Here is a 24,737-nt window from a genome sequence, read left to right on the forward strand (position 1 = left end):
TTTTGCGTGCCCGACGCCCCCCTTCTGCTCGACGATTTCGATCACCGCCTGCTCGACCTGCTGCAGGCCGATGCCGGACAAACGCTGACTGCGCTTGGCGACGCCGTGGGCCTGTCGGCCAGCGCCGTGCAGCGGCGCCTGACCCGCTATCGCAGCAGCGGACTGATGCGGGAAATGGCGGTGCTCGAACCGGAGCTGCTCGGCAATCTGGTGCTCGCCACCGTGTGGGTGACGATGGAGCGCGAGTCCACGCGCCAGCTCAAGGCTTTCTATGCCCGCATGCGCGCCGCGCCTGAAGTCCAGCAGTGTTACCAGCTGGCGGGCGAGCAGGACTATCTGGTGATCATGGCCACCACCAGCCTGGCCGAATACCGGCAAGCCGCCGAACGCCTGTTCAAGGACGACGGCAACATCCGTCGTTACGACACCCATCTGGTGTTCGACACCGTCAAGCGCGGATTGGCCCTGCCCACGCGTGCGGCGCCGCGGAAGTAAATCGACACGTGGGAGCGGCCTTGGCCGCGATTGCTCTTCCCCACACTCCGGCAGGAATTCAAAGGCATTCGCGAGCAAGCGCGCTCCCACCGTCGGGTCACGCCGCGCGCTCACGCTCGAGCAGCTGCTGCTTGAGCGGCAGGCCCCAGCGGTAGCCGCCGAGCGAGCCGTCGCCGCGCACCACGCGGTGACAAGGCACCACCACCGCCACCTTGTTGCGCGCGCAGGCGCTCGCGACCGCGCGCGTGGCCTGCGGCGCATCGAGCGCGGCGGCCAGTTCGGCGTAGCTGCGGGTCTGGCCGCGGGGAATCTTCATCAGCGCATCCCAGACCCGCTTCTGGAACGCGGTCCCGACCAGATCCAGCTCGACCTCGTCGCCGCGTCCGGCCAGCCGCTGAGCAACGGCGCGCACGCGCGGCGCCAGGAACTCGTCGCGGCCGGCGTCGACGCGCTGCAGACGCGCGTGCGGAAACTCGCGGCGAAGCCCGGCTTCCAGCGCGCGCGGATCCGTGCCCAGCTCGACCATGCAGATGCCGCGGGCAGTGGTCGCTACCAGCGCGGTGCCGAGCGCTGTATCGATCAGGCTCCAGCGGATGTCTTCGTCGGGCGCTCCGGCGCGATAGCGGCCAGGCGTCATGCCCAGCTGCGCGGCGCCGTCCTGGTATACCCGCGAAGGCGAGCCGTAGCCCGCGTCGTAGAGCGCGGTGGTCACGTCGCTTCCTTCGCGCAGCTGCGCCTTGAGCGTGCCGAGCTTGCGCTGGCGCAGATACTCGGCCGGGCTCAGTCCGTAGCGCGCGCTGAACTGGCGCTGCAGGTGCGAGGGGCTGATGCCGACCGCCTTGCCGAGCTCGGTCAGCGTCGGCTCTCCGCCGTCGAGCAGCTGGCGGACGCGTTCGAGTTTGTCAGTGTTCTTGTCCATGGCGAAAACGATAGCGGGCGCCCAGGGCGCCCGCTATCCGAATCCTGCGATGCGTAGGTCGGGGCTACGCCCCCGACGGCGGCGCGCCGCACGCGTCGGCCGCGTAGGGCCGACCTACGGCCCCCTTAATCAGCCCAGTGCCCCGGCGTTTTCGCCGCAGTCAGCACCTGCGCCGACAGCGCGCGATCGGTCTGCAGCAGGGTGGTCGCGTCGGCCAGGATCGCGGCCGACTCGCGCAGCAGCGGATCGGGACGGTCCTCGGCTGCCTTTTCGCGCGCGGCGTCCTTGGCCACGTCGCGCTCGTTCGCGGTCAGGCCGTCGTCATCAGAGTCGTCGGCCAGCGGATCGAGCGGCAGCCCCAGCGCCTTGCGTTCGGCCTGGCGTTGCTTGGTCTTGGCCGATTGCTTGTCGCGTTCGGCGCGACGCTCGGTTTCGTTGAGGCTGACGTACTTCTTGTCGCGCTCGGCCTTGAATTCGGCCACGTCCTCCAGCGTCCACTGGAATTCCTTGTCCTTGGCCACGCGCGCGTCGTGCAGTGCGTCCAGCTTGGGCAGCAACGGCTCGAAATTGCCGTAGCGGGTGTGCTCGACGGCCGCGATCTTCGACCACGGCAGCGCGTTGTCGTAGGTGCTCTCGCCGAACTCGCTCGCGTCCACCGTCACCGGGAAAGCGATGTCGGGCACCACGCCCTTGTTCTGGGTGCTGCTGCCGCCGGGCAGGAAGAACTGGGCGATGGTCAGCTTCACCTGACCGAACTGCTGGCCTTCGTTCGCCGGCCAGCGATCCAGATCCACCAGGTTCTGCACGGTCCCCTTGCCGAAGGTGGTTTCACCGATCACCAGGCCGCGCCCGTAGTCCTGGATCGCGCCAGCGAAGATTTCAGACGCCGACGCCGAGCCGCGGTTGATCAGCACCGCCAGCGGCCCTTCCCAGGCGACACCGGCATTGCGGTCGCCTTCCACAGCGACCCGACCGCCGGATTCACGCACCTGCACCACCGGCCCTTGGTCGATGAACAAACCGGTCAGTTCCACCGCCTCGTTCAGCGAACCGCCACCGTTGTTGCGCAGGTCCAGGACCACGCCGTCGAGCTTCTGCTGCTTGAACTGCTCGAGCAGATTGCCCACGTCGCGGGTGGCGGAGGCATAGTCGCCATTGCTGTTCCGGCGGCCCTCGAAATCCTGGTAGAACGCGGGCAGCTCGATCACGCCGATCCGGCGCTCTGGCATGTCGCCATTGGCCGGAATCTCGATCACCTTGGACTTGGCCGCCTGCTCTTCCAGCCGCACCTTGGCGCGGGTGATCAGCAGCCGCGCCGGCTTGCTGTCGAGCATGGCCTCGGCCGGCACCACGTCCAACCGCACCTGGGTGCCCTTGGGGCCCTTGATCTTTTCGACCACGTCATCGATGCGCCAGCCGATCACGTCTTCCATCGCGCCACCGGCGCCCTGACCCACGCCGACCACGCGATCGCCGGGCTTGAGCTTCTTGCTCAGGTCGGCAGGACCGCCTGGCACGATTTCGCGGATCACCACCACGTCGTCCTGCTTCTGCAGCACGGCGCCGATGCCCTCGAGCGAGAGCGACATGCTCTGGTTGAAGCGCTCGGCCGCGCGCGGGTTGAAATAATCGGTATGCGGATCGATCGCGTTGGCGTAGGCGTTGATGAACAGCTGGAACGAATCCTCGCCGTCGAGTTCCAGCGCCGACTTGGCCTGGTTCGCGTAACGCTTGTCCAGGGTCTTGACGATCTCCGCCGGCTGCTTGCCGGCCAGCTTCAGACGCAGCCAGTCGTTGCGGACCGCCTGCTTCCACAACCCGTCGAGTTCGGCCGTGTCCTTCGCCCAGGGCGCATCCTCGCGGTCGTAGTACCACTTTTCGTTGCCGGTGAAATCGAAGATGTCCTGCTTGAGCAGGCTGCGCGCGTAGTCCATGCGCTCGACCGCGCGCTTCTGGTACAGGGCGAAGATCTCGTTGGCCGGGCCGACGTTGCCCTCCTTGATCGCCTCGTCGAAGCCGGTCCGCAGCGCGGCGTGCTGTTCTACGTCCTGGGCTGTGAAATAGAGCTTGGCGCCGTCGAGCGCTTCGAAATAATCGGTGAAGATGTTCTGCGACAGCGCATCGTCGAGCGCGCGTGGACGGTAGGCGTAGCGGCTGTCCGAGAGCAGGCCGTAGACCAGCTTGGAGGTGGTGGTCTGCGCGGCGCTGACTTCCGGCGCATCGACCGCGCGCGCCGGCGGAATGTCCTTGATCAGCGACTTGTCGACTCCGGCCGGCGTTTCGGCCGGACTGGTCGGAGACGTCTGCTGGCCGCTGGCCGAGGACAACAGGGCGGCGGAGAGGGTCAGGGACAGGAACAGCAAGGTTTGTTGCGTCTTCATCTAGTTCTCTCGCGGCCATACGGCCGTCGCATCGGTCTGAACGTCAAGGACAGCTTGGGAAGGCCTCGGACCACACGACAGTGCCGGAAGTTGCTTCGCCAGCGTCGGATTCACTCTAACCGCGGCAAACGGTGCGGATGTGAACGAATCGTCGGCGCCCCGGTACCGCCGGTCCGCTGCTATTCAGGGTGGTGGAGGGCGGTCTTGGGGGCACGCAGGAAGCGAGCGTGTGTTTCAAGCCGGCCGGGCGTCCTACGCGGCGGCGACGCCGGCCTCGGCCGCCTGCCGGTCGGCGTGATAGGAGGAGCGCACCAGCGGGCCGGACGCCACGTGGGTAAACCCCAGCGCCATGCCGAATTCCTCGAGCGCCTTGAATTCGTCGGGCGTCCAGTAGCGCATCACCGGATGGTGGTGCGCGCTGGGCTGCAGGTACTGGCCGATGGTGACCATGTTCACATCGTGCGCGCGCAGGTCGCGCAGGGTTTCCTGCACCTGTTCCATGGTCTCGCCCAGGCCGAGCATGATCCCGGACTTGGTCGGAAGACCGGGATGCTGCGCCTTGAACTTCTGCAGCAGGGTCAGCGACCACTGGTAATCGGCGCCCGGACGCACGTTCGGATACAGGTCGGGCACCGTCTCGATATTGTGGTTGAACACATCCGGCGGATTCGCCGCCAGGATTTCCAGCGCGCGTTCCATGCGGCCCTTGCCGCGGAAGTCGGGGGTCAGGATTTCGATCTTCGTCGCCGGGCTGAACTCGCGGATCGCGCTGATGCAGTCGACGAAATGGGTGGCGCCGCCGTCGCGCAGGTCGTCGCGGTCGACGCTGGTCACCACCACGTAGCGCAGGCCCATGTCCTTGATGGTCTGCGCCAGGTGCAGGGGCTCGGCCGGATCGGGCGGCTTGGGCCGTCCGTGGGCCACGTCGCAGAAACTGCAGCGCCGGGTGCAGACCTCGCCGAGGATCATGAAGGTGGCCGTGCCGTGGCCGAAGCACTCATGGATGTTCGGACAGCTGGCTTCCTCGCACACCGTCACCAGCCGGTTCTCGCGCAGCTTCGCCTTGAGTCGGGCCACCGAGTTGTCCGACGGGATCCGCACCCGGATCCAGGACGGCTTGCGCAGCACTGGCGCGTCGGCGAACTGCACCGGCGAGCGCGCGATCTTGTCGCCCGCGACCTGCTTCGCCCCCGGTTGCAGCGGGGCGGTTTGGGTACCGGCGGACGCTGTCTCGCCGAGGATCTGCAGGGGGATGCTGCGGGAGGACGTGGTGCTCATGAGGGCCTCATTGTAGTCGGCTGGCGCCGCGTTCCAGACGCGCCGCCGCCGCCGCCAGCAGCAGCCGCGAATAGAGCCGGTGGAAGCCGAGCAGCGCGCCGTAGGGGAAATCCAGCGCCGCCGCGCCGGGCCGGGCGTCTGGGGCGGGCACGATGGCGGAACCGAAATACAGCGTTCTGCCGGTGCCAGGCGCGGCGTCCGCCCTCATCAGCCAGGAGCGCGTGCGCCCCTGCACGTCGCACAGCAGCAGTTGTTCCGGAGTCCGTGCCTCGACCCGCCAGGCGGCGAAATGTTCGCGCGTGCCTGCGGCGAGTTCCGCCGCTTCGACATCCGTGGACGGCATCGACGCAAGCGCCAGGATCCGGCGCTCGAGCTTGAACAGCCACGAGGTGTAGAAGGCCTCGACGTAGGCGGCCTGGGAGGGCCGCGCGTCGATACGCGTCTGGTAGCAGTCGGTGTAATGCCCCGCGCTGTGATAGGCGGCCAACAACGCACCGGGCGGCAGCGACGAGGCGCGGACCGGCGTTGCCATCGCGGTTCAGCCGCTGGCCCGGGCCGACGGCAGCCGCAATCCGAACTGCCTGGCGAGCGCCTCCAGCAACACCGGCTTGACCGCGTCCGGGCTCGACGGCCCGCCCAGGTCGGCCATGGCCACCACCTGCAGCCCTTGGTAACCGCAGGGATTGATCCGTCCGAACGGCTCCAGATCCATCGCGACGTTGAAGGCCAGGCCGTGGAAGGTACAGCCGCGTCGCACCCGGATCCCGAGCGCAGCCACCTTGGCGTCGGCGACGTACACGCCGGGCGCGCCTTCGCGGCGCGCGCCTTCGATGTTCCATTCGGCCAATGTGTCGATCACCGCCTGCTCGATGCGATGCACGTATTCGCGCACCCCGATCTTCAGCCGTCTCAGGTCGAGCAGCGGATACGCGACGATCTGCCCGGGGCCGTGGTAGGTCACCTGCCCGCCGCGGTCCACGTGCAGCACCGGGATGTCGCCCGGCATCAGCACGTGTTCGGGCTTGCCGGCCTGGCCGAGGGTGAACACCGGTTCGTGTTCGACCAGCCACAGCTCGTCGGGCGTCGCCTCATCGCGCGCATCGGTGAAGGCCTGCATCGCCCGCCAGACCGGCTCGTAGGGCTGGCGTCCCAGGTCGCGCACGATGCCGGTTTCGGCCGCGCCCGGAGCCGGGACCACCTCCAGGGCGCCGGGGGCTACAGCGTCCACTTCACCTCGGGATGCGCGCGCAGCGCGGCATGCGCAGCGTCGTACTGTTCGCGCGAATCGGCGCGGAAGGCGATGCGCACCGACACGTAGCGCCCGTTGGACGAATGCTTCCAGGTCACCGATTCGTGCAGCACCTCGATCCCGGCGTCCATCAACAGGGTCGGCAGCACCGTTTCCAGGTCCTTCTCAGCCGCGCCCATGGCCGAGAGTTCGAACGTGCCGGGAAACTGGAAGCCGTGTTCGGGATTGTCGGATTTGATCTCCATCGCCGGATTATGGGGTCCGGCGCATCAAAGCCAAGTTCCGGCCAGATGGCGCCCCGCAGCTGCGATCGGTGAACGCTGGCGCGCAGAGCCGAACACCGCGCGCCCTCGATGGACCGGTGCCTACACCGAATCCCACCACATCAGGAACGCATGCCACAGGCGCTTGAAGAAGCCGGCCTGCTCGATGCCTTCCAGGGCGATCAGCGGCTGCTGCGCGACCACCTGGTTGCCGAGGTTGACCTTGACCGTGCCGATCTTCTGGCCCTTGGCGATCGGCGCTTCCAGCACCTTGGGCACGTCCATGGTCGCCTTGAGCTGGCCGTACTTGCCGCGCGGCGTGCTGACCAGCAGCGGCTCGGCGACGCCGAGCGAGACCGCGTCGGCCTGGCCTTTCCAGACCTTCTGCTGGGTGACCTGCTTGTTAGCCGGGTAGAGCTGGTGGGTTTCGTAGAAGCGGAAGCCCCAGTTGAGCAGCGCCTGCGAATCCACCGCGCGCTGGTTCTCGCTGGTATCGCCCATCACCACGCTGATCAGGCGCTGGTCGCCGCGCTTGGCCGACGCCATCAGGCAGTATCCGGCGCTGGAGGTGTGCCCGGTCTTGATGCCGTCCACCGACGGGTCGCGCCACAGCAGCAGGTTGCGGTTGGGCTGGGTGATCGGCCCGACCGTGAATTCCTTGATCTTGTTGTACGAATACGCCACCGGGTAATCGCGGATCAGCGCGCGTCCGAGCAGCGCCAGGTCGCGCGCGGTGGTGATGTGTCCCTCCGCGGGCAGGCCATGCGGATTGACGAAGTGGCTGTTGCGCATGCCGATCTTCTTCGCATACGCGTTCATCAGCGCGGCGAAGGCGGATTCGCTGCCGGCGATGTGTTCGGCCAGCGCGATCGCCGCATCGTTGCCCGACTGCACCACCATGCCCTTTTCCATCTGTTCCAGCGGCGCGGTCTTGTTGACCTCGAAGCCGCTGTAGCTGCCGTCGGTGCCGGCGCCGCCGCTGCGCCAGGCGTTCTCGCTCATCATCACCGGATCGGTGGCCTTGACCTTGCCGGCGGCCATCTCTGCGGCGATCACGTAGCTGGTCATGACCTTGGTGATGCTGGCCGGCTCGACCGGCGTATCCGCGTTCTCGCCCGCCAGGATCTGACCGGTGGCGTAGTCCATGAGCACCCAGGATTTTGAGGTCTCAGGCGCCGGCGCCGGCGGCACCGGCAGGTTGTCGCTCAGCGCGGCGGCGGCGGGTTTCGGGGTGGCCGGGCGGGGCGTGGATGGCGTCTGCGCGAAGGCGAGCCCAAGAGTGGCGGTGACTAAGAGGCTGGCGCCAAGACCAGCGAGCAGGCTCGACTTCGGGGCAAGGGACTTCATCGACTGGAGAGGCTCCGGAACGCCCGATCTGCGCCGGGCGGTGGTTTCGACAGGTGGATGCCGCGTGCGGCAGCCCGGAATTCTAGTCTGAACGCTATTCGCGAACGCGTTGCGGCTGGTCGAAGCCCAGACCCACGACGCGGGCGGCGAGTTCCGGCGCGCGCGCCGCATCCACCGGCCCCACCCGCAGGCGCCAGACCTGCTTGCCGTTGACGCTGGCGTCCAGCAGGCGCGCATTGGCGATATCGGCATCGCGGAGCATGGCCAGGGCCTGTCCGGCGTTCTGCTGGTTGGCGAAGGCGGCAACCTGCAAGGTGACCAGGCCGCTGCCGGCCGGCGCGACGGCGGCGACGCGCGCGGCGGCCGCCTGCGGTGTCGGCGGTGGCGGTGCGGCAGGCGAGGAAGCAGCGGCGACGGCGGAGCCCGGCGCGGCAGACCCGGTCGGATCGGGGGTGCCGGCCTTGCCGGTCGCGACCCGCGCCCTGCGCGACTTCATCCAGGCATCGAACTCGTCGGCGGTCATCGCCTTGCCGTCCTGGAGCATGTCGAAGCGCCATTCGGTGCCGGGCTTGGCGGTGACGGGCGCGGAAGCCGCCACGGTGCGGCTGGCGGCCGACGTTGCGCCCCCCGATTGCCCCTGCGGCGGGCGCTCACCGGCATTGGCGGCCGCGACCGGCAACATGCCGACCAGGCGGTCCATCGCGGTCGAGGCCGTGGTCTGCGCCGCAGCCGGGATGGTCGCAGGCCGGCCGGTGGCGATGCGCACGCCCGGTGGCAGGGTCAACTCCGCCGGGGCCGTTCTGGCGGGTGCGGAAGAAGGGGCTTTCGCGACGCCGTCGTAGCGCTCGCGCGCGTTCTCGCCGGCGCTCAATCCGCGCACTTCCACCCGTGCCGTGCCCTTGCTGCGGTAGCCGAGCTTGACCGCTGCGGCATAGCTCAAATCGATGACCCGCCCGGCATGGAACGGTCCGCGATCGTTGACCCGCACCACCACCGACTTGCCGCTCTCCAGGTTGGTCACGCGCGCGAAGCTGGGCAGCGGCAGGGTCTTGTGCGCCGCGGTGAGGGCGTACATGTCGTACACCTCCAGGTTGGAGGTGCGGCGCCCATGGAACTTGTTGCCGTAATAGGAGGCCTGGCCCTGCTCGACATAGCCTTCAGCCGAATCGCGCACCGAATACGACTTGCCCAGCACCTTGTACGGAGACCGGTTGCCGTAGCGCGAGCGCGGTTCGTCGACCACGTCGGGTTCCGGAATCTGGTCCACGTCGTGGAGCGGGTCGTCCGGCGCGCTGTCCTGGATATGCGGCGCATACAGTCCGCCGCTGGTGTAGTTGCCGCGCTTGCCGACGTCTTCCTGCGCGGGTGCGTAGGGCGAACGCTTGCGCTGCGCCGGCGGAAGCTCCGCGCGGGCGATGCTGCCCGGGTCGCCCAACGCGACGGCCTGGGAGTCCGATTTCTTCGGCGCGCTCGCGCACGCCGACAGCGCGAGCGCGATGCACGCGCCCAGAGCGAGACGGTTCATTGCGAGGGCACTCCCGCGCGGATCGCCTGGGCCAGCTGATGCACCGCCAGCGAGTACATGGGCGAACGGTTGTAACGGCTGATTACGTAGAAATTCCGGTATCCCAGCCAGTATTCGCGGCCGGCGTCGCCATCGAGCGAGATGACGGTGGCGCCTTCCGCGGTCGGCTCTCCCGCCATCGGCGTGTAGCCGCGCTGCGCCAGCAGCGCCAGCGGGTAGTTCGGCTCCAGTGATTTCGGATCGCCCTCGGGCACGAAGTCTGCGGCACCCGGCGCGCGCTGCGCCCGCGCCACGACGGGCGCGCCGCGCAGCCAGCCGTGCAGCACGAAATAGTTGGCGATCGAGGCGAACACATCCGGCGTATGCGTCAGCAGGTCGCGACGCCCGTCGCCGTCGCCGTCCTTGGCCCACAGGCGGTAGCTGGACGGCATGAACTGGCCCATGCCCATGGCGCCGGCGTAGCTGCCCTTGAGCGTGAGCGGGTCCAGCTGCGGCTCGGCCTTGACCAGTCCGAACAGCTGCGCGAGTTCGCCAGCGAAGAACGGCGCGCGCTTGGGATAGGAAAAGGCCAGGGTGTAGAGCGCATCGAGCACCCGGTAGCTGCCGGTGATCTTCCCGTAACTGGTTTCCACGCCGATGATCGCGACGATGTATTCGGCGGGCACGCCGGTCTCGGCGGCGACGCGATCCAGGGCGTCGCGGTGTTGCAGATAGAACTGGCGACCGCCGCTGATGCGCGCGTCGTTGAGGAAGATCGGCCGGTAGTCGCGCCATGGCCGCACCGCCTCGGCCGGACGGGTCATCGCGTCGATGATCTTCTGCTGGTACACCGCCTGGGCCAGCGTGGCGCGAATCGTCTCGGGCGGCACGCCATAGGTGCTGGCCGCGTATTCGACGAATGCGGCCTCGCGCTGCGGCTGCGGAATCGCCGGATCGGTGACCGACGGCGGGGCGGCCGGTCGCTCGGGCGGTTGCGGGACGGGTGGCAACAGGGCCGGCGCCACCGGCTGCGAGGGAGGCACGGGTGCCTGCTGCTGCGGTGACGGTGGAGGAGGCACCTGCGTCGCGCAGGCCGCCAGCAGCAGCGCTGCGATCACGGCGGGCGCGGAAGCGATGGCGGCGCGTCGGATCATCGGCGGCGAGGGTAGCACGACCCGCCCCTTTGTAAAGCCACGGACCCCAATCACATCAGGGGCTTATACAGGGTTGTTGTGGTGGGTTCTTGGATCGTGGAGGCGCCTAAGTGCGCCCATCCAAGACAGCTGGAAATCATGAGTTGCGTCGTCCACCGGCAATTTATGAAAGAGCTTTCGCCTGAAGGCGAGTTACTTTCTTTGCTGGTGCAAAGAAAGTAACCAAAGAAAGCACCTTCCTCGACAAGTCGCTCAAGGTCTCTGGGTGGCCAAGGAATTTTCGGACTCGGCATCCTGCCTCGGTCCGAAAACGGCGGCCATCCATGGCCGCCGCCCCTCCGGGGTTTCCGAACGCTGATGGCTGCTGGCGGGGCAAGAAAGTCAAAAGCTGAAAAGCAGAAGCAATGCATTCGCCGAACGCGCCTGCGGTTCATGGCTCGACCGGGCCCTTGACCTTCCCAACCATGTGCATGCGATCCGCACCCGGACACCCGGACACCCGGAGGGCGGCCGGCATGGATGCCGGCCGTTTTCGGAGCGGACACGGATGTCCGCTGCGAAAATGGCGTCGACACCGCACATTCCTTGAGCGAGTTTGATCTCGCGAGAAAGGTGCTTTCTTTTGGTTACTTTTCTTTGCACCAGCAAAGAAAAGTAACTCGCCGGTAGGCGAAAGCCCTGCTCTTAAAGGTAATCAGCGCGAAACCCACGAGCAGGGCAAGCAGCAACGTCCTTGGATCCCCGCCTGCGCGGGGATGACAAGGAATTCCAAGTCTTGCAGTAGCCGCCGAAAATCAAAGCTGCTCACGCCCGAAGCAAAATTCGATATGCCCCACACGTTGATCAGTCGCGCGACCCCGCACTCCGGATACGCGCAGGGAGTTGCGGTCTCTTACCGCACCGCGTGCGCCCGCACCGACATCACCACCCCCAACCCCGCCAGCAGCGACACCGCCGCCGTCCCCCCGTAGCTGAGCAGCGGCATCGGCACGCCCACCACCGGCAGCAGGCCCGAGATCATGCCGCCGTTGACGATCACGTACACGAACATGGCCAGCCCCAGCGCGCCGGCGAGCAGGCGCGAATAGCCATCGCGCGCCTCGCTGGCGATCCACAGGCAGCGGCCGATCACGAACAGGTACAGGGTCAGCACCGTGGCCACGCCGATCCAGCCGAATTCCTCGCTCAGCACCGCGAAAATGAAGTCGGTGGTGTGCTCGGGCAGGTAATCCAGGTGCGACTGGGAGCCTTGCCCCCAGCCTTTGCCGCTCAACCCGCCCGCGCCGATCGCGATCTTCGACTGGATGATGTTCCATCCGGTCCCGAGCGGATCGGATTCTGGGTTGAGGAAGGTCAGGATGCGGTCCTTCTGGTAGGGACGCAGTAGCCAGAACCACGCCACCGGCGCGGCCGCGGCGATCCCGGCCGCGCCGGCCACGAACCACCACCAGGACAGCCCGGCCAGGAACAGGGCGAATGCGCCGCTGGCGGCGACCAGCATCGCAGTGCCGAAATCGGGCTGCAGCAGGATCAGCCCCGTGGGCAGGGCGATGATCGCCGAGCTCACCAGCACGGTGCCGAAACCGGGCGGCAAGCGGCCGCGGTTGAGGGTCCAGGCGGCCATCATCGGCAGGCTGAGCTTGAGCAGCTCGGCGGGCTGGAAATAGAACACGCCCAGGTTGATCCAGTGCGCGCCGCTGCGTCCTTCGCCGATCACCAGCACCAGCAGCAACGGCACCAGGGTCAGCGCATACACCAGCGGGGTGGCGTTGCGCAGTCTGTGCGGCGACAGGCGCGACAGCAGCCACATCGCACCGAAGCCGACCGCATAGCGCGCGCCCTGCGCGTAGACCAGGCGCGGGCTTTCGCCACCGGCGCTGTACAGCACCGCCAGACCGATCGCCATCAGCGCGATCAGCGCCGCGCACAGCGGCCAGTCCAGGGTGCGCGTCAGACGCACGAAGATGTCCAGCAGCCAGCGCAGGATGGCGCTCATTGCCGGGAGGTCGCCGCAGGCGCCGTCGAGGCCGAGGGCACGTCGTCGGCGGGCGGTGCGGCCTCTTCCACGGCGATCGTGCCGACCTGGATCCGGGTGTCGTCCGGCACCTCCGGCATCTTGCCCACGACCCACGCGTCGAGGATCTTGCGCGCGATCGGCGCTGCGGTGGCGCTGCCGTAACCACCGCCTTCGATCGCCACCGCCACCGCGATGGTCGGCTGGTCCGCGGGCGCGTAGGCGATGAACAGCGCGCGATGGCGCAGATGCATGGGCAGGCTTCGCGGGTTGATCGCACCCTGGCTGCGGCGGCTGACCACCTGCGCGGTGCCGGTTTTGCTCGCGATGAGATAGGTCAGGCCGGGACGGATATTGGTGGCGGTGCCTGGCCCGTGCACGGTCGCGATCATCCCTTCGCGTACGGCAGCCAGGTGCGCGGGGTTGTCGCTGATCCGCCTCGGTTCGGGCTGCGGCGCGGGCGTCCAGGCCGCGGCGTAACCGGTGCGCACATCGCGCACCAGGTGCGGACGCCGCAACCAGCCGTCGTTCGCGAGCGCCGCGGTCGCCTGCACCAGCTGTAGCGGCGTGACCTTCCAGAAGCCCTGGCCGATGCCGGTGATCGCGGTATCGCCGGGGTACCAGCGCCCCTGGCTGCCCGCATTCTTCTGCTTCCATGCCGGCGATGGCAGGATGCCGGGGATCTCGCCGGCCAGATCGACCCCGGTGGGCTGGCCGAAGCCATAGCGCGCCATGTACTCATCGACGCGCGCGATGCCCATGTCCAGCGCCAGCCTGTAGTAATAGGTGTTGACCGATTCGTAGATCGACTTGCGCAGGTCGGTCCAGCCGTGGCCGCCGCGGTGCGAGTCGCCGTAGCCGCGGCGCTGGCCGCCGATGTAGAACATGCCGGTCGACAGGGTCCGGTCTTCGGCCCTGCGCGCGCCGCTGTCCAGGCCGGCCAGGCCGAAGAACGGCTTTATGGTGGAGCCCGGTGCGACCCCACCGAGCACCGCGCGGTTGAACTGGGGACGCGAAGGATTTTCGTTGAGCCGTTTGAAGTCGGCGTGCGAGATGCCGTTGACGAACAGGTTGGGGTCGTAGGACGGCAGACTGGCCATGGCCAGAATCTCGCCGGTGCGCGGATCCACCGCGATCGCGGTGCCTTCCAGCTCGCCGAACGAGAGCACCATCGCGCGCTGCAGGTCGACGTCGATCGACAGCCGCAGGTCGGTGCCCGGCACCGCCGGCACGGTTCCCAGCGAGCGGATCGCACGCCCGTCCACGTTGGTTTCGATCTGCTGGAAACCCGGCTTGCCGCGCAGCGCGTCTTCGTAATAGCGCTCCAGTCCGGTCTTGCCGATATGGGTGAACGGCGTGCTTTCGCCGAAGCGCGCCATGTCCTGCTTGTCGATCCGGGCGACGTAGCCGACCACGTGCGCCAGCAGCTCACCGTAGGGATAGACCCGGCTCAGGTAGGGCACGATCTCGACGCCCGGATAGCGCCAGCGGTCCACCGCGAACCGTGCGACCTCGGCATCGCTCAGGCGCAGCTTGAGCGTGATCGGACGGAAGCCACGCCCCGCCCTGCGCGCCTCCTGGAAGCGGGCGATGTCCTCGGGCGTGAGCGAGACGATCCTGGAGAGCGAGGCGAGCAGGCGAGTGATGTCGCCGGCATCGTCGGGGACTACGTCGAGCCGGTACGCGGGCACGTTGTCCGCCAGGATCCGGCCCTTGCGGTCGTAGATCAGACCGCGTCCGGGCACCACCGGGCGCGGCTTGATCCGGTTGGCTTCCGAGCGCGTGGCGTAGTCCTCGTGCTCGAGCACCTGCAGGCGGAAATACCACAGGCCCAGCCCCACCAGCGACAGCAACACTACGCCGAAACCGATCGCCGCGCGTACCCGGAACAGGTCCGCTTCGGCACGCGGGTTCTTCAACGCCTTGCGCTGGCGGCGCTGGATCATCAGGGCCTGCCTATCGCCGTTCCCGCCGCAGCGAATCAAGCAGCACGAACAGCGGCGTCCACAGCAGCAGGCCGGCGAGCGGCGCCCACCAGTAGCTCCACGGCAGCTGCGGTTCGCCCAGCGCCAGGCGCAGGCCAGCGCTGATCACGCGGTCGTTCAGCAGCAGTCCGCCCACCACCAGGGCCTGCTGCGGCATCGGAAAGAAGCGCAGCTGGGTCCGGAAACGCTGCAGGATGAACACCATGACCACCAGCCGTAGCGATTGTTCGCCGAGCAGGCCGCCGTAGGCGATGTCGGCGGCCACCCCGACCAGGAACGCCAGACCCAGGCCGGCACGGTCCTCTTCCTCGAGGACCCAGTACGCCAGCACCAGCGCCAGCCAATACGGCCGGAACGGCTGCAACGACGTGGGCAGCGGCAACAGGCCCAGCAGCAACGCCAGCAGCAGGCTCACCGGCAGCAGCCAGCTGTTGCGGGTGCGGCTCATGGCGCGGGCTCCGTGGCGGGCGCGGGCGGCTGCGCAGCGGCGGGTTGGCTGCCTGCACCGTCGGGCGCGGGACGGGTCGGCGCATCGGCCGGGCGGGCGAAGGCTTCCGCACCGATCGCCGTGGCCGGCGCGTCGACACCAGCACCGGCGGGACGGCTGGCACCGGTCGTCGCTGCGCGCGCGGCGATGGCGGATTCGCGCAGCAGCAGCACGTCGCGGCCGCGATCGAGCCGCGCTGCGGGCTTCACCTCGCCGACCAGGAACGCGCGGCTCTCGTCCGGGCGCAGCGCAGTGATCGTGCCGACCGCGAAGCCGCCCGGGAAGCGGCCGCCCAGCCCGGAGGTCACGATGGTGTCGCCCACCTTCACCTCGCTCGAGAGCGGCACGTTGACCAGGCTGAGCTGGTCGCTGCGGCCGTTGCCGTACACGATCAGTCGAACACCGCTGCGCGCCACTTCCACCGGCATGGCATGCGCCGGATCGGTGATCAGCAGCACCGTGGCCGTGGTGGGGGTGACCGCGATGATCTGGCCTACCACTCCGCCGGCATCGATCACCGGCTGACCCAGGCGCACCCCGTCGCGCTCACCGCCATCCAGGACCACGCGCTGGCGGCTCGGGTCCAGGTCGATGTCCAGGATCGGCACCAGCTGCACGTCCAGCCGGCCGCGTCGGGCGGCCCCCAGCAGGTCGCGGATGCGCTGGTTTTCGTCCGCCGCCGCCTGCAGCCGGGCCACGCGCGCGCCGCTGACCAGCAGCGCGTTGCGCAGCGTGCGGTTTTCCGCGGTCAGGCTGGAATGGGTCCGCGCGGTCCCGCGGGCACTGTCGCCGATGCGGCCGGGCAGTCCGGCCAGCCACCACACCGGCTGCATCACGACCTCACCCTGCGCGCGCAGCTGGCCGAGCCAGCCGCCGCGGTGGTCCACGACCATCAGGGTGATCGCCGCCGCCAGATAGGCCAGCAATCGCAGGGTGCCGGCGACGTCGCCGGTGCGCTTGGCAGTGGGGCCGGCGTATCGGGGCATGTCAGGGGCGAAGACTCGGCGACGGATTGAAACGATTGGAACGCGGGCGACGCGGACGGTGGCGAGGCTCGACGCTGGACACCGGGCGTTGCGCCCTCCCCTTTCCGGACGCGCCTGGAACTGGCGGGACCACGCGGCTCACCCTGCCCCCTCCCGCAGCTCGTTTCAGGGCCTAGGGTCGAGCGTCCGGTGCCCGCACGCGCTCATTCCGAGGCAAAAAACTCGTTGCCGTGCATGTCGACCAGCTCCAGCGCGCGGCCGCCGCCACGGGCCACGCAGGTCAGCGGGTCGTCGGCAACCTGCACGTGCAGGCCGGTTTCCTCGCTGATCAGGCGGTCCAGGTCGCGCAGCATGGCGCCGCCGCCGGTGAGCACGATGCCGCGTTCGGCCACGTCGGCGCACAGCTCGGGCGGAGTCTGCTCCAGCGCCTGGCGGATCGCCGCGGTAATGCCCGACAGCGGCTCGCGCAGGGCGTCGAGCACCTCGTTGGAATTGATGGAGATCATTTTGGGCACGCCCTCGGCCAGATGCCGGCCCGAGACCTCCATCTCACGCACGTGCTGCTGCGGATAGGCGCAGCCGATCTCCAGCTTGATCCGCTCGGCGGTGGTGTCGCCGATCAGCATGCCGTGATGGCGGCGCACGTAGGCGATTATCGCCTCGTCGAAGCGGTCGCCGCCGATCCGGACCGACTGCGAATAAACGATGCCGTTGAGGGCGATCACCGCGACCTCGGTGGTGCCGCCGCCGATGTCGACCACCATCGAGCCGCGCGCCTCGGTCACCGGCATACCGGCGCCGATCGCGGCCGCCATGGGCTCCTCGATCAGGTAGACGTCGCGTGCGCCGGCTTCCTCGGCCGACTCCTTGATCGCGCGGCGCTCGACCTGGGTGCTGCCGCAGGGCACGCACACCAGCACCCGCGGGCTGGGCCGCAGGAAGCGCGACTTGTGCACCTTGCGGATGAAGTGCTTGAGCATCTCCTCGGTGTAGGTGAAGTCTGCGATCACGCCGTCCTTCATCGGCCGCACCGTGTGCATGTGGCCGGGGGTGCGGCCGAGCATCTGCTTGGCCTCGCTGCCCACCGCCGCCACCGAGCGCGCGCCACCCAGCCGGTCCTGGCGCACCGCCACCACCGACGGCTCGTTCAGCACGATGCCCTGCCCGCGGACATAGATCAGGGTATTGGCCGTGCCCAGGTCGATGGACAGGTCGTTGGAAAACATGCCGCGGAACTTCTTGAACATCGGTCGGGGGCGCCGTGAGGAATCGGTGAAAAAGGGGCGTTAGCCTAGCAGCTTTACCTCCTTCCCTCCCACCGGCCGAGCCCGGCGCGAGACTGCCAGGCGGCGCCAGAGTCGGTTGCGCGACCGGGTGCGATCGACATGCGGTACGACGCCCTGCCACCGCTGCTTCCGATCCGGCACGGTGCTTGTGCAGCGGGACGCAACTGGCCCGCCTGCGCCCGCCCGGCTACCCTACCCGGCCCTGACGCACCCGACCGAGTCCGATTCCGATGGCAGCCCTGATCTGCGGTTCCCTGGCCTACGACACCATCATGGTGTTTCCCGACCAGTTCAAGAACCACATCCTCCCGGACAAGGTGCACATCCTCAACGTGTCGTTCCTGGTGCCGCGGATGCGGCGCGAGTTCGGCGGCTGCGCCGGCAACATCGCCTACAACCTCAAGCTGCTCGGCGGCCATCCGATCCCGATGGCGACCGTCGGCCAGGACTTCGGGCCGTATCGCGAGTGGTTCACCGAGCACGAGATCGTGCTCGACCACGTCAAGGTCATCGACGAGCTGTTCACCCCGCAGGCGTTCATCACCACCGATCACGACAACAACCAGATCACCGCCTTCCACCCCGGGGCGATGATGCGCAGCTACGAGAACCACGTGCGCGACGTGGCCGACGTCAGCATCGGCATCGTCAGCCCCGATGGCCGCGAGGGCATGCTGCAGAACGCGAAGGAATTCGCCGAAGGCGGCATCCCCTTCATCTTCGATCCCGGCCAGGCGATGCCGCTGTTCAACGGCGCCGAGCTGCGCGAGTTCATCGAGCAGGCCGATTACGTCACCGTCAACGACTACGAATCCAACCTGCTGGTCGAACGCACCGGCTGGAGCGAGGCCGAAATCGCCGGCAAGGTGAAGGCCTACATCGCCACCCGCGGCCCCAAGGGCGCGGTGATCTACGCCGACGGCAGGACCTACGACGTCCCGCCTGCGCACGAGCGCCGGGTCACCGATCCCACCGGCTGCGGCGACGCTTTCCGCGCCGGCCTGATCTTCGGCATCGAACGCGGCTGCGACTGGATGACCATCGGCCGCATCGGCAACCTGATGGGCGCGCTGAAAGTGGAACATCCCGGCACCCAGAACCAGCGCTTCGACTACGACGAATTCGCCGAGCAGTTCAAGCAGCAGTTCGGGTATGCGTTGTAATCGATACCAATGAAGCGGCGCGGCAAACGATCCGCTTTTCCGAAACACGTAGAACCGGGTAGCTTCGGCCTGATTGTCATCGCCATCGCCCTATGCTGTTTCTTGGCATGGAACGTTGCGGCACGACTCTGCAATGGCTGGAAACCGGGTCGTTATTGCAGCGCTGATCAGACGTGGGAATGGCTGATATACGCAGGTGGCTGGTGGGTCCTAGTCGCTTCAGGCGCTGGGATTGCGATCTGCATCTGGATTGCATGCAGATTTCGAAAAGCTCGCGACCATGATTAATCGCCGGTCCAGATTGTCGCACTCAACCCTGTAGGGCGGGTCTCGACCCGCCTTGCAAGAAGCAACATGGTTAGACGGGTCGAGATCCGCCCTACGTTAATCCCAACCGGGTAATTTGCTCCGGTCCAACCCACCCACTTCAAACACCGCGGTCTTCTTGCCCACGGCCTTGGTCGGGAACTCGATGCGCATGACCTTGGCGCCCTTGGTCATCCGCCAAAGCGCGCGCTCGTCGTCGATGAACATGGCGATGGCCTCGTCGGTCTTCGGGCGGGAGGCCGGCAGGGTCTTTGCCGGCTTGTCGTCCAGCGTCACCGGCACGCGGCAGCCGCCGTAGCAGTCGAAGTCGCCGGCCTGCAGCACCAGGTAGGCGCTCTTTCCCCAGGAAGGATGGTCGCGGAAGATCAGGCGGACCGGCTTCGCGCCGCTGCCGTCGGTGTCGATGTCCTCCTTCGCGTAGATCGATGCCGACAGCTGCTGTCCGCCCTCGACCGTTTCGCTGTTGTAGCTCCACAGCGAGGCCATGCGCGTCTGCTCGCGCATCGCGTCGGCCTTGGCTTTCACTTCATCGAACTGCGCGCGCACGCGCCTGGCCGCTTCGGTGTCGGGATACTGCGCCAGCAGCACGTCGGCCTGGGCCTTGGCGAGCGGCCAGTTCTGTTTGGAGACCGCATCGTCGAAGGCGGCGGCGGACTGCTTCGCCGCATCTTCGGCGGCGGCGGTTTTCGCGGCGGCGGCTGCGGCCTCGGCCTGCGGGTCGCTGCGTTTGCAGGCGGGCAACAGGATCGCGCCACAGACCGCGAGCGCCAGGATCACCGCTCGTCCTGAGCGTAGGCGCGCAGCGCCGAAGTCGAAGGATCCGTCCGGAGTTTCGCAAGAACCGCCCTTCGACTCCGCGCCTGCGGCGCTACGCTCAGGGCAAACGGAATCAGGTAGAGATGTGGATTTCATCTGGGCTTGCCCTCTTCGATCAGTTCCATGATGGCGTGCGCGACATTGTCCGGCTGCTCGACCAGCGACATGTGCCCGCAGCCTTCCAGCAGCACCTTGCGCGCCTGCGGCATGTCCGCGGCATACAACTCCATCGCGCTGGCGTCGATGACCTGATCCTGGCGGCACCATAGCAGCAGCGCCGGCTGGTGCGCTTCGCGTGCGGCATTGCCGGGTGCGAAGCGCTCGTTGCTGCGCCCGATCCGGTCGAGCACGGATTGCTCGAAACGCGCATCGGCGCGACGTCGCGCGATCACGATTTCCGACACCGGCCACGGAATCCACGGCTTGGCTGCGTCGGACTGGAACAGGATGTCCACGTAGTGCTGCAGCGACCCGGCGTCCTGCACGCCGAACGGATTCTCCCCGGCCAGGACATCCTTGCCGAACTGGTTGTCGCGGAAGCGCACGCCGGCCGCAGCGAGCAGGCCCACATGCGACACCAGGTCGGGATGGCGCGCCGCGACCAGCGGCGCGATGCCGCCTCCCATGGAATGCCCGAGCAGCACGACGGGTTTGCCGGGCGAGATCGCGCGCAGGAACGCAGCGACGCGCTCGGCCTCAGCGATGTAGCCATAGTCGACGCCACGCCTGCGTTCGCTCTGACCCCAGCCGGGCAGGTCCGGGATCAGCAGCCGGTAGCGCCCCTGCAGGCGTTTCGCGACCGGATACCAGTTCTCCTTGCTGCCGGTGAAGCCATGCAGCATCACCACGGTCGGGGCGCCCGTGGACGCGCTGTCTCTGTAGGCATACACCCATCGATGCCCGGCAGCATGCACGACAGCCTGCGACAGGCCCGCGGCGATGCGCTGGCGCGCGTACTCGGTGCGAACCACGGCGTACGGATCGCGCCAGACCACGATCGCCGCGATCGCGAACAGCGCGGCCGCCATGACGGCGGCCGCGATCAGGATCCGACGGAGTGTTCGCGCCAGGTGCACGCCTAGTTCGTTTCGGCGGGCTCCGCCGTTCCGGAGGTGCCGTCGGTGTGGGTAGCGTTCTTCTCCGCGTCATCTGCGGTCGGCTTGTCTTCCGCCGCCGCAGCATCGGACGTAGGCGTCGCACTGGCCGCTGCCGGCTTGGCCTGCGCGATCGTCGCTTCCACCGAAGCTGTGGTGATCGGGTGGTAGCCGGGCCTGGCCTTGGCGAACACGTCCTTGGCGAAGGCCAGGCCGTCGTCGGTTTTCACCAGCGCCTCGTAGGTGGGCATGATCAGCTTGCGCCGGCCGATGCGCTGCAGGAATTCGGCGATGGCCGGGCGCGCTTCGGCATAACCGCTGCGCACGGTGAGCGGATACCAGCGCTGGGCGATTTCGCCGTTGGGCGTACCAGTGAGCTTGTAGGCATCGTCGAGCTGCTTGAGCTGCTCGGGGGTGAGCGTCTCGGGCATGCTTTCGATGAAGTGCACCCACTCCTGCGTGCTCCAGGCGGAGGTCACCGCCGGCGCCGGCAGCTGCGCGCTGCCGAGCCAGGCCACGCGCGCGGCATCGACCACGCTGAACCCGCGCGATTGCACCTGCGGTGCGCCGGGCGGAATGCCGGGCTCGTACACCCACTGCTCCAGTTCCTGCATGGTCAGCTTGCCCGGATGCTTGTCGAGCAGATTGGCCTTGGCGTACTTCAGGAACTCGGTGGTGGGAATGCTCTGGAACGCGTAGTGGTCGAAGTAGCCGCGCAGGAACGCATCGAAATCCGCGCGCCCGAAGCGCTGCTCCAGGAACTGCAGCAACCACGCGCCCTTGGTGTACACGGTGGAGCTGGAGGCCTCGTCCGGATCGGCCACCGCGCCGGGCTTGAGCGACAGCACCTGCAGCTTCGGGTCGATGGTCTTGTATTCCGCCTTCAGCTCGTTGCGGCCAATGACCGTTTCCTGCGCCGCACGCTCCTGGCCGTACAGCGCCTCGATCAGGCGGTTCTCGACGTAGCTGGTGAACCCTTCGTTCAACCAGGCGTCGTTGGGCGTGGCGAAGGTGACCAGGTTGCCCGACCAGCTATGGGCCAGCTCGTGGGCCACGAGCGAGACCAGCGACTTGTCGCCGGTGACCACCGTGGGCGTGGCGAAGGTCAGGCGCGGGTTCTCCATGCCGCCATAGGGGAACGAGGGCGGCAGCACCAGGATGTCGTAACGGTCCCAGCGGTAGGGGCCATACAGTTTCTCGGCGGTCTGGATCATCTTCTCGGTGTCCGAGAATTCTTCCGCCGCCCTCGATGCCATGCCCGGCTCGGCCCACACGCCCGCACGTTGCGAGATCGGCTCGAACACCAGGTCGCCCGCGGCGATCGCCAGCAGGTAGGACGGAATCTTCTGCGGCATCTTGAAGCTGTAGTCGCCGTCGCGTACCGCCTTGGGATCGTTGTCGGCGCTCATCAGCACCATCGCCTCCGCCGGCGCGGTGACGTGCGCGGTGTAGGTGAAGCGCACCTGCGGGGTGTCCTGCAGCGGCACCCAGGAACGCGCGTGGATCTGCTGCGACTGGCTGAACATGAAGGGATGCTGCTTGCCTGCGGTCATCGAGGCTTCCAGCCACTGCAGACCCGAGGCCTCCGGCGAGGTCTTGTAAGTCACCCGCACCTTGGCCGGGCGCTGCGGCGCCTGGATGGTGAGCTTGCTGCCCAGGGTCTTGTCCTCCGGTGCGAGCGCGAACTGCAGCGGGGCCCAGGCGCCGCCGGCGCCCTCGGCCTCGACCTTGTCGATGGTCAGCGCACGCGCGTCCAGCACCAGTTCGGTCGCGGACTGGTCCTTCCACTCGAGGGTGTAGGTGGCGGTTCCAGACAACTGCTTCGCGGCGAAGTCGAGCGCCAGGTCCAGCGCCAGGTCGGCGATCCGCACCTTGTCCGGCTGCGCGTACGAGAATTCGTCGGTGATCGCGGCCGCGGCGGGCGCCGCTGCCGTGGCAGGCGCGGCGGGTTGGGCGGTTTCAGTGGCCGGTGCCGGGTCGCGGTTGCAACCGGCGGCGAGAATGGCGGCGAGGGACAGCATCAGGATCGGATGGCGCATCGGGCGATTGGCCTGCGTGATCGGGAAACCCGCAGTGTAAGGCCTTGCCCCCGCGCGCCGGTCAGGCGCGGCGCGGGCTCGCGATCTCGCTGTCTTCGTCCTGCGCTTCGTGCACCAGCACCCTGCGCCCGCCCGCGAACTTCGCCTGGTACATCACCGCGTCGGCCATGCGATACAGCTGGCCCGCCTCCAGCCCGGGACGCCACGCGGCGGCGCCCACGCTCACATGCACGGGCCGCATGCCATCGACCGGCCGCGACAGCACTTCGATCCAGACCCGCATCCGGTCCAGTGCGATGTCGGGATCGGCGTGCATGCCGAGCACGAACTCGTCTCCGCCCCAGCGGCCGATCCAGTCGCGCTCGCCCAGGCAGCATTCGCGTGCGATCCGCACCAGCGAGACCAGCGCGAAGTCGCCTGCGGCGTGCCCGTGTTCGTCGTTGATGGTCTTGAGGTTGTCGAGGTCGACGACGAACAGCGTGAACGGGGTACGGCCGGTCCGGGCTTCCTCCACCGAGGCATTGAGGGCGTTGGTGCAGCCGCGACGGTTCATCGCTTCGGTCAACGGGTCTTCCAGCGCGTACTGTTCGAGGTGGCGTCGCGCCCCGTCGACGTTATGCAGGACCCGTTGGATCCCGTTGAGCAGGCGACTCATCTCATCCTGGCCCAGCTCGTGCGGCACGAGCCGGGGCAGCACGCGCTGGCCTTCGTAATCGTCCAGCGCCGCGACGGCGCGGCGCAACGGCTGCAGCAGGTGGTAGACCAGCAGCAGCGCCACCACCGTGCCCACCAGCGTCGCGGCGAGCCCGATGCCGATGCCGAGCAGGATGCGCTCCGGCGCCGCGTCGTTGTTGCTGGCCAGCCACGCCACCAGCGCCAGCATCGGCAGGGCGATGCACACCAGCATCACCGCCATGATCTTGGCCCGGTAGGAATGCGGAAACAGGTGCGAGAAGACCGCATATGTCTTCATCGCGGCAGCCCATGCGCGCGGGGCCTGATGCAGGCCGCCCGGCGCGTCCACGTTGCTACGTGCATCTCCCCCCCTATGCGCAAACCACTGCGCCGCACCCGGCAAATCCGGGCCCCCCAAAAAGTGTCTGTCAGGAAGTCCGGCCGATGCCGGTATCACCCTGGCTCACCGCCTGTTTCAAGCCCTGGTCAGACGCGATACCCCATATGGATCGCCACGATGCCGCCGGACAGGTTCCGGTAGCTGCAGCGATCGAATCCGGCGGCTTCCATCATCCCCTTGAGGGCTTCCTGCGAGGGATGCTTGCGGATCGATTCGGCGAGGTACTGGTAGCTGCCGGCATCGTTCGCGAACAGCTTGCCCAGCCGCGGCAGGATGTTGAACGAATGGAAATCATAAACCGGCTTGAACCACTCGGCCTTCACCTCGGAAAACTCCAGCACCCGCGCCTGTCCGCCGACCCTGAGCACGCGCCGCATCTCGGCCAGGGCGGCGTCCTTGTCGGTGACGTTGCGCAGGCCGAAGGCGATGGTGACCAGGTCGAAGCTGGCGTCGGGAAACGGCAGCGCCTCGGCATTGCACTGCACGTACTCGAAGCCGCGCACGTTGCCGCGGTCGGTCATGCGATCGCGGCCGGTGCGCAGCATGGCGCCGTTGATGTCGCCCAGCACGATCTCGCCGGTCTCGCCGACGCGATCCCTGAGCAGCGCGGCGATGTCGCCGGTACCACCCGCGAGGTCGAGCACGCGGTCGCCGCGCTTCACCGGCGCGGTCGCGACGTAATACCGCTTCCACACCCGATGGATGCCGAGCGACATCAGGTCGTTCATCAGGTCATAGCGCCCGGCCACCGAGGAGAACACCTCGCCGACCAGCTTCTGCTTCTCGGCCGCAGGCACTTCGCGGTAGCCGAAGTGGGTGGTGGCTGGCCTGGTGGTCTGGTCGGTACCCATACCGCATTATCGCACCCCTTTGCG

General features: G+C 67.8%; 19 protein-coding genes and 2 pseudogenes. 2 read left to right on the top strand and 19 right to left on the bottom strand.

The genetic code is table 11. The features are described from left to right. Positions 1-6: 6 nt before the first annotated feature. Positions 7-495, top strand: a complete 489-nt coding sequence (locus MC380_RS06135; RefSeq protein ID WP_242102468.1) for an Lrp/AsnC family transcriptional regulator — start codon at positions 7-9, stop codon at positions 493-495. A gap of 97 nt (positions 496-592) precedes the next feature. On the opposite strand, the gene MC380_RS06140 is transcribed toward MC380_RS06135, so the two are convergent. The 14 genes and pseudogenes from MC380_RS06140 to MC380_RS06205 form a co-directional block, all read right to left on the bottom strand. Further along, positions 593-1,414 (bottom strand): methylated-DNA--[protein]-cysteine S-methyltransferase, encoded by an 822-nt coding sequence (locus tag MC380_RS06140; protein ID WP_242102467.1) that lies wholly within the window; start codon positions 1,412-1,414, stop codon positions 593-595. A 125-nt stretch (positions 1,415-1,539) separates the two neighbouring features. Then, positions 1,540-3,612: pseudogene (locus MC380_RS06145) on the bottom strand (carboxy terminal-processing peptidase); the annotation flags it as partial. A gap of 435 nt (positions 3,613-4,047) precedes the next feature. After that, positions 4,048-5,073, bottom strand: a complete 1,026-nt coding sequence (lipA, locus tag MC380_RS06150) for a lipoyl synthase (RefSeq protein WP_242102466.1) — start codon at positions 5,071-5,073, stop codon at positions 4,048-4,050. A 7-nt stretch (positions 5,074-5,080) separates the two neighbouring features. Beyond that, complete coding sequence (locus tag MC380_RS06155) at positions 5,081-5,605, bottom strand: hypothetical protein (protein WP_242163660.1); 525 nt, start codon at positions 5,603-5,605, stop codon at positions 5,081-5,083. A 6-nt stretch (positions 5,606-5,611) separates the two neighbouring features. After that, complete coding sequence (gene lipB / locus MC380_RS06160) at positions 5,612-6,277, bottom strand: lipoyl(octanoyl) transferase LipB (protein ID WP_242102966.1); 666 nt, start codon at positions 6,275-6,277, stop codon at positions 5,612-5,614. Between the two features lie 11 nt (positions 6,278-6,288). Continuing rightward, positions 6,289-6,567 carry a DUF493 family protein gene (locus MC380_RS06165; protein ID WP_242163663.1) on the bottom strand — a complete coding sequence of 93 codons (279 nt, stop codon included), beginning with the start codon at positions 6,565-6,567 and terminating at the stop codon, positions 6,289-6,291. A gap of 120 nt (positions 6,568-6,687) precedes the next feature. Next, on the bottom strand, positions 6,688-7,932 hold the full coding sequence (locus tag MC380_RS06170; RefSeq protein WP_242163665.1) for a D-alanyl-D-alanine carboxypeptidase family protein: 1,245 nt from the start codon (positions 7,930-7,932) through the stop codon (positions 6,688-6,690). Between the two features lie 94 nt (positions 7,933-8,026). Beyond that, positions 8,027-9,457 carry a septal ring lytic transglycosylase RlpA family protein gene (locus MC380_RS06175; protein WP_242163667.1) on the bottom strand — a complete coding sequence of 477 codons (1,431 nt, stop codon included), beginning with the start codon at positions 9,455-9,457 and terminating at the stop codon, positions 8,027-8,029. Then, a complete protein-coding gene (gene mltB, locus MC380_RS06180; RefSeq protein WP_242163669.1) occupies positions 9,454-10,590 on the bottom strand; it encodes a lytic murein transglycosylase B in 1,137 nt (378 codons plus the stop codon). Before mltB ends, MC380_RS06175 begins: the two co-directional genes overlap by 4 nt. Positions 10,591-11,482: 892 nt before the next feature. Continuing rightward, positions 11,483-12,586, bottom strand: a complete 1,104-nt coding sequence (gene rodA, locus MC380_RS06185) for a rod shape-determining protein RodA (protein WP_242102460.1) — start codon at positions 12,584-12,586, stop codon at positions 11,483-11,485. Positions 12,587-12,699: 113 nt separating this feature from the next. Continuing rightward, a pseudogene (gene mrdA / locus MC380_RS06190) lies at positions 12,700-14,550 on the bottom strand (penicillin-binding protein 2); the annotation flags it as partial. A 10-nt stretch (positions 14,551-14,560) separates the two neighbouring features. Beyond that, positions 14,561-15,037, bottom strand: coding sequence for a rod shape-determining protein MreD (gene mreD, locus MC380_RS06195; protein WP_242102459.1), 477 nt, complete (start codon positions 15,035-15,037; stop codon positions 14,561-14,563). Further along, positions 15,034-16,062, bottom strand: a complete 1,029-nt coding sequence (mreC, locus tag MC380_RS06200; RefSeq protein ID WP_242163671.1) for a rod shape-determining protein MreC — start codon at positions 16,060-16,062, stop codon at positions 15,034-15,036. The genes mreD and mreC overlap by 4 nt, the downstream gene beginning before the upstream one ends. A 203-nt stretch (positions 16,063-16,265) precedes the next feature. Further along, positions 16,266-17,309, bottom strand: coding sequence for a rod shape-determining protein (locus MC380_RS06205; RefSeq protein ID WP_242102457.1), 1,044 nt, complete (start codon positions 17,307-17,309; stop codon positions 16,266-16,268). 269 nt (positions 17,310-17,578) lie between these two features. Here MC380_RS06205 and MC380_RS06210 point away from each other — a divergent pair, with 269 nt between their 5' ends. After that, positions 17,579-18,511: a carbohydrate kinase family protein gene (locus MC380_RS06210; protein WP_242102456.1), complete on the top strand. Its 933-nt coding sequence runs from the start codon at positions 17,579-17,581 to the stop codon at positions 18,509-18,511. A 384-nt stretch (positions 18,512-18,895) separates the two neighbouring features. Here MC380_RS06210 and MC380_RS06215 read toward each other — a convergent pair whose 3' ends face one another. From MC380_RS06215 to ubiE, 5 genes are all read right to left on the bottom strand, one after another. Further along, positions 18,896-19,615, bottom strand: coding sequence for a hypothetical protein (locus MC380_RS06215; RefSeq protein WP_242163673.1), 720 nt, complete (start codon positions 19,613-19,615; stop codon positions 18,896-18,898). A 131-nt stretch (positions 19,616-19,746) separates the two neighbouring features. After that, positions 19,747-20,730 (bottom strand): alpha/beta hydrolase, encoded by a 984-nt coding sequence (locus MC380_RS06220; RefSeq protein ID WP_242163675.1) that lies wholly within the window; start codon positions 20,728-20,730, stop codon positions 19,747-19,749. Between the two features lie 2 nt (positions 20,731-20,732). Then, the gene (locus tag MC380_RS06225) at positions 20,733-22,787 is read right to left on the bottom strand and encodes a M1 family metallopeptidase (protein WP_242163677.1); all 2,055 of its coding nucleotides are present in this window, start codon (positions 22,785-22,787) and stop codon (positions 20,733-20,735) included. 61 nt (positions 22,788-22,848) lie between these two features. Then, positions 22,849-23,760 (bottom strand): GGDEF domain-containing protein, encoded by a 912-nt coding sequence (locus tag MC380_RS06230; protein ID WP_242163679.1) that lies wholly within the window; start codon positions 23,758-23,760, stop codon positions 22,849-22,851. Between the two features lie 188 nt (positions 23,761-23,948). Further along, positions 23,949-24,713 carry a bifunctional demethylmenaquinone methyltransferase/2-methoxy-6-polyprenyl-1,4-benzoquinol methylase UbiE gene (gene ubiE, locus MC380_RS06235; protein ID WP_242163680.1) on the bottom strand — a complete coding sequence of 255 codons (765 nt, stop codon included), beginning with the start codon at positions 24,711-24,713 and terminating at the stop codon, positions 23,949-23,951. Positions 24,714-24,737: the final 24 nt, after the last annotated feature.

Origin of the sequence: Lysobacter sp. M15 (assembly GCF_022662515.1) — a bacterium.
Classification (GTDB): domain Bacteria; phylum Pseudomonadota; class Gammaproteobacteria; order Xanthomonadales; family Xanthomonadaceae; genus JAKPBU01.

What these genes read in the sequence shown, in the direction of transcription:
- MC380_RS06140 (WP_242102467.1), bottom strand. Translation starts at nt 1,414, where the DNA reads ATGGACAAGAACACTGACAAACTCGAACGCGTCCGCCAGCTGCTCGAC.
- lipA (WP_242102466.1), bottom strand. Translation starts at nt 5,073, where the DNA reads ATGAGCACCACGTCCTCCCGCAGCATCCCCCTGCAGATCCTCGGCGAG.
- MC380_RS06155 (WP_242163660.1), bottom strand. Translation starts at nt 5,605, where the DNA reads ATGGCAACGCCGGTCCGCGCCTCGTCGCTGCCGCCCGGTGCGTTGTTG.
- MC380_RS06165 (WP_242163663.1), bottom strand. Translation starts at nt 6,567, where the DNA reads ATGGAGATCAAATCCGACAATCCCGAACACGGCTTCCAGTTTCCCGGC.
- MC380_RS06170 (WP_242163665.1), bottom strand. Translation starts at nt 7,932, where the DNA reads ATGAAGTCCCTTGCCCCGAAGTCGAGCCTGCTCGCTGGTCTTGGCGCC.
- MC380_RS06175 (WP_242163667.1), bottom strand. Translation starts at nt 9,457, where the DNA reads ATGAACCGTCTCGCTCTGGGCGCGTGCATCGCGCTCGCGCTGTCGGCG.
- mltB (WP_242163669.1), bottom strand. Translation starts at nt 10,590, where the DNA reads ATGATCCGACGCGCCGCCATCGCTTCCGCGCCCGCCGTGATCGCAGCG.
- rodA (WP_242102460.1), bottom strand. Translation starts at nt 12,586, where the DNA reads ATGAGCGCCATCCTGCGCTGGCTGCTGGACATCTTCGTGCGTCTGACG.
- mreD (WP_242102459.1), bottom strand. Translation starts at nt 15,037, where the DNA reads ATGAGCCGCACCCGCAACAGCTGGCTGCTGCCGGTGAGCCTGCTGCTG.
- mreC (WP_242163671.1), bottom strand. Translation starts at nt 16,062, where the DNA reads ATGCCCCGATACGCCGGCCCCACTGCCAAGCGCACCGGCGACGTCGCC.
- MC380_RS06205 (WP_242102457.1), bottom strand. Translation starts at nt 17,309, where the DNA reads ATGTTCAAGAAGTTCCGCGGCATGTTTTCCAACGACCTGTCCATCGAC.
- MC380_RS06210 (WP_242102456.1), top strand. Translation starts at nt 17,579, where the DNA reads ATGGCAGCCCTGATCTGCGGTTCCCTGGCCTACGACACCATCATGGTG.
- MC380_RS06225 (WP_242163677.1), bottom strand. Translation starts at nt 22,787, where the DNA reads ATGCGCCATCCGATCCTGATGCTGTCCCTCGCCGCCATTCTCGCCGCC.
- MC380_RS06230 (WP_242163679.1), bottom strand. Translation starts at nt 23,760, where the DNA reads ATGAAGACATATGCGGTCTTCTCGCACCTGTTTCCGCATTCCTACCGG.
- ubiE (WP_242163680.1), bottom strand. Translation starts at nt 24,713, where the DNA reads ATGGGTACCGACCAGACCACCAGGCCAGCCACCACCCACTTCGGCTAC.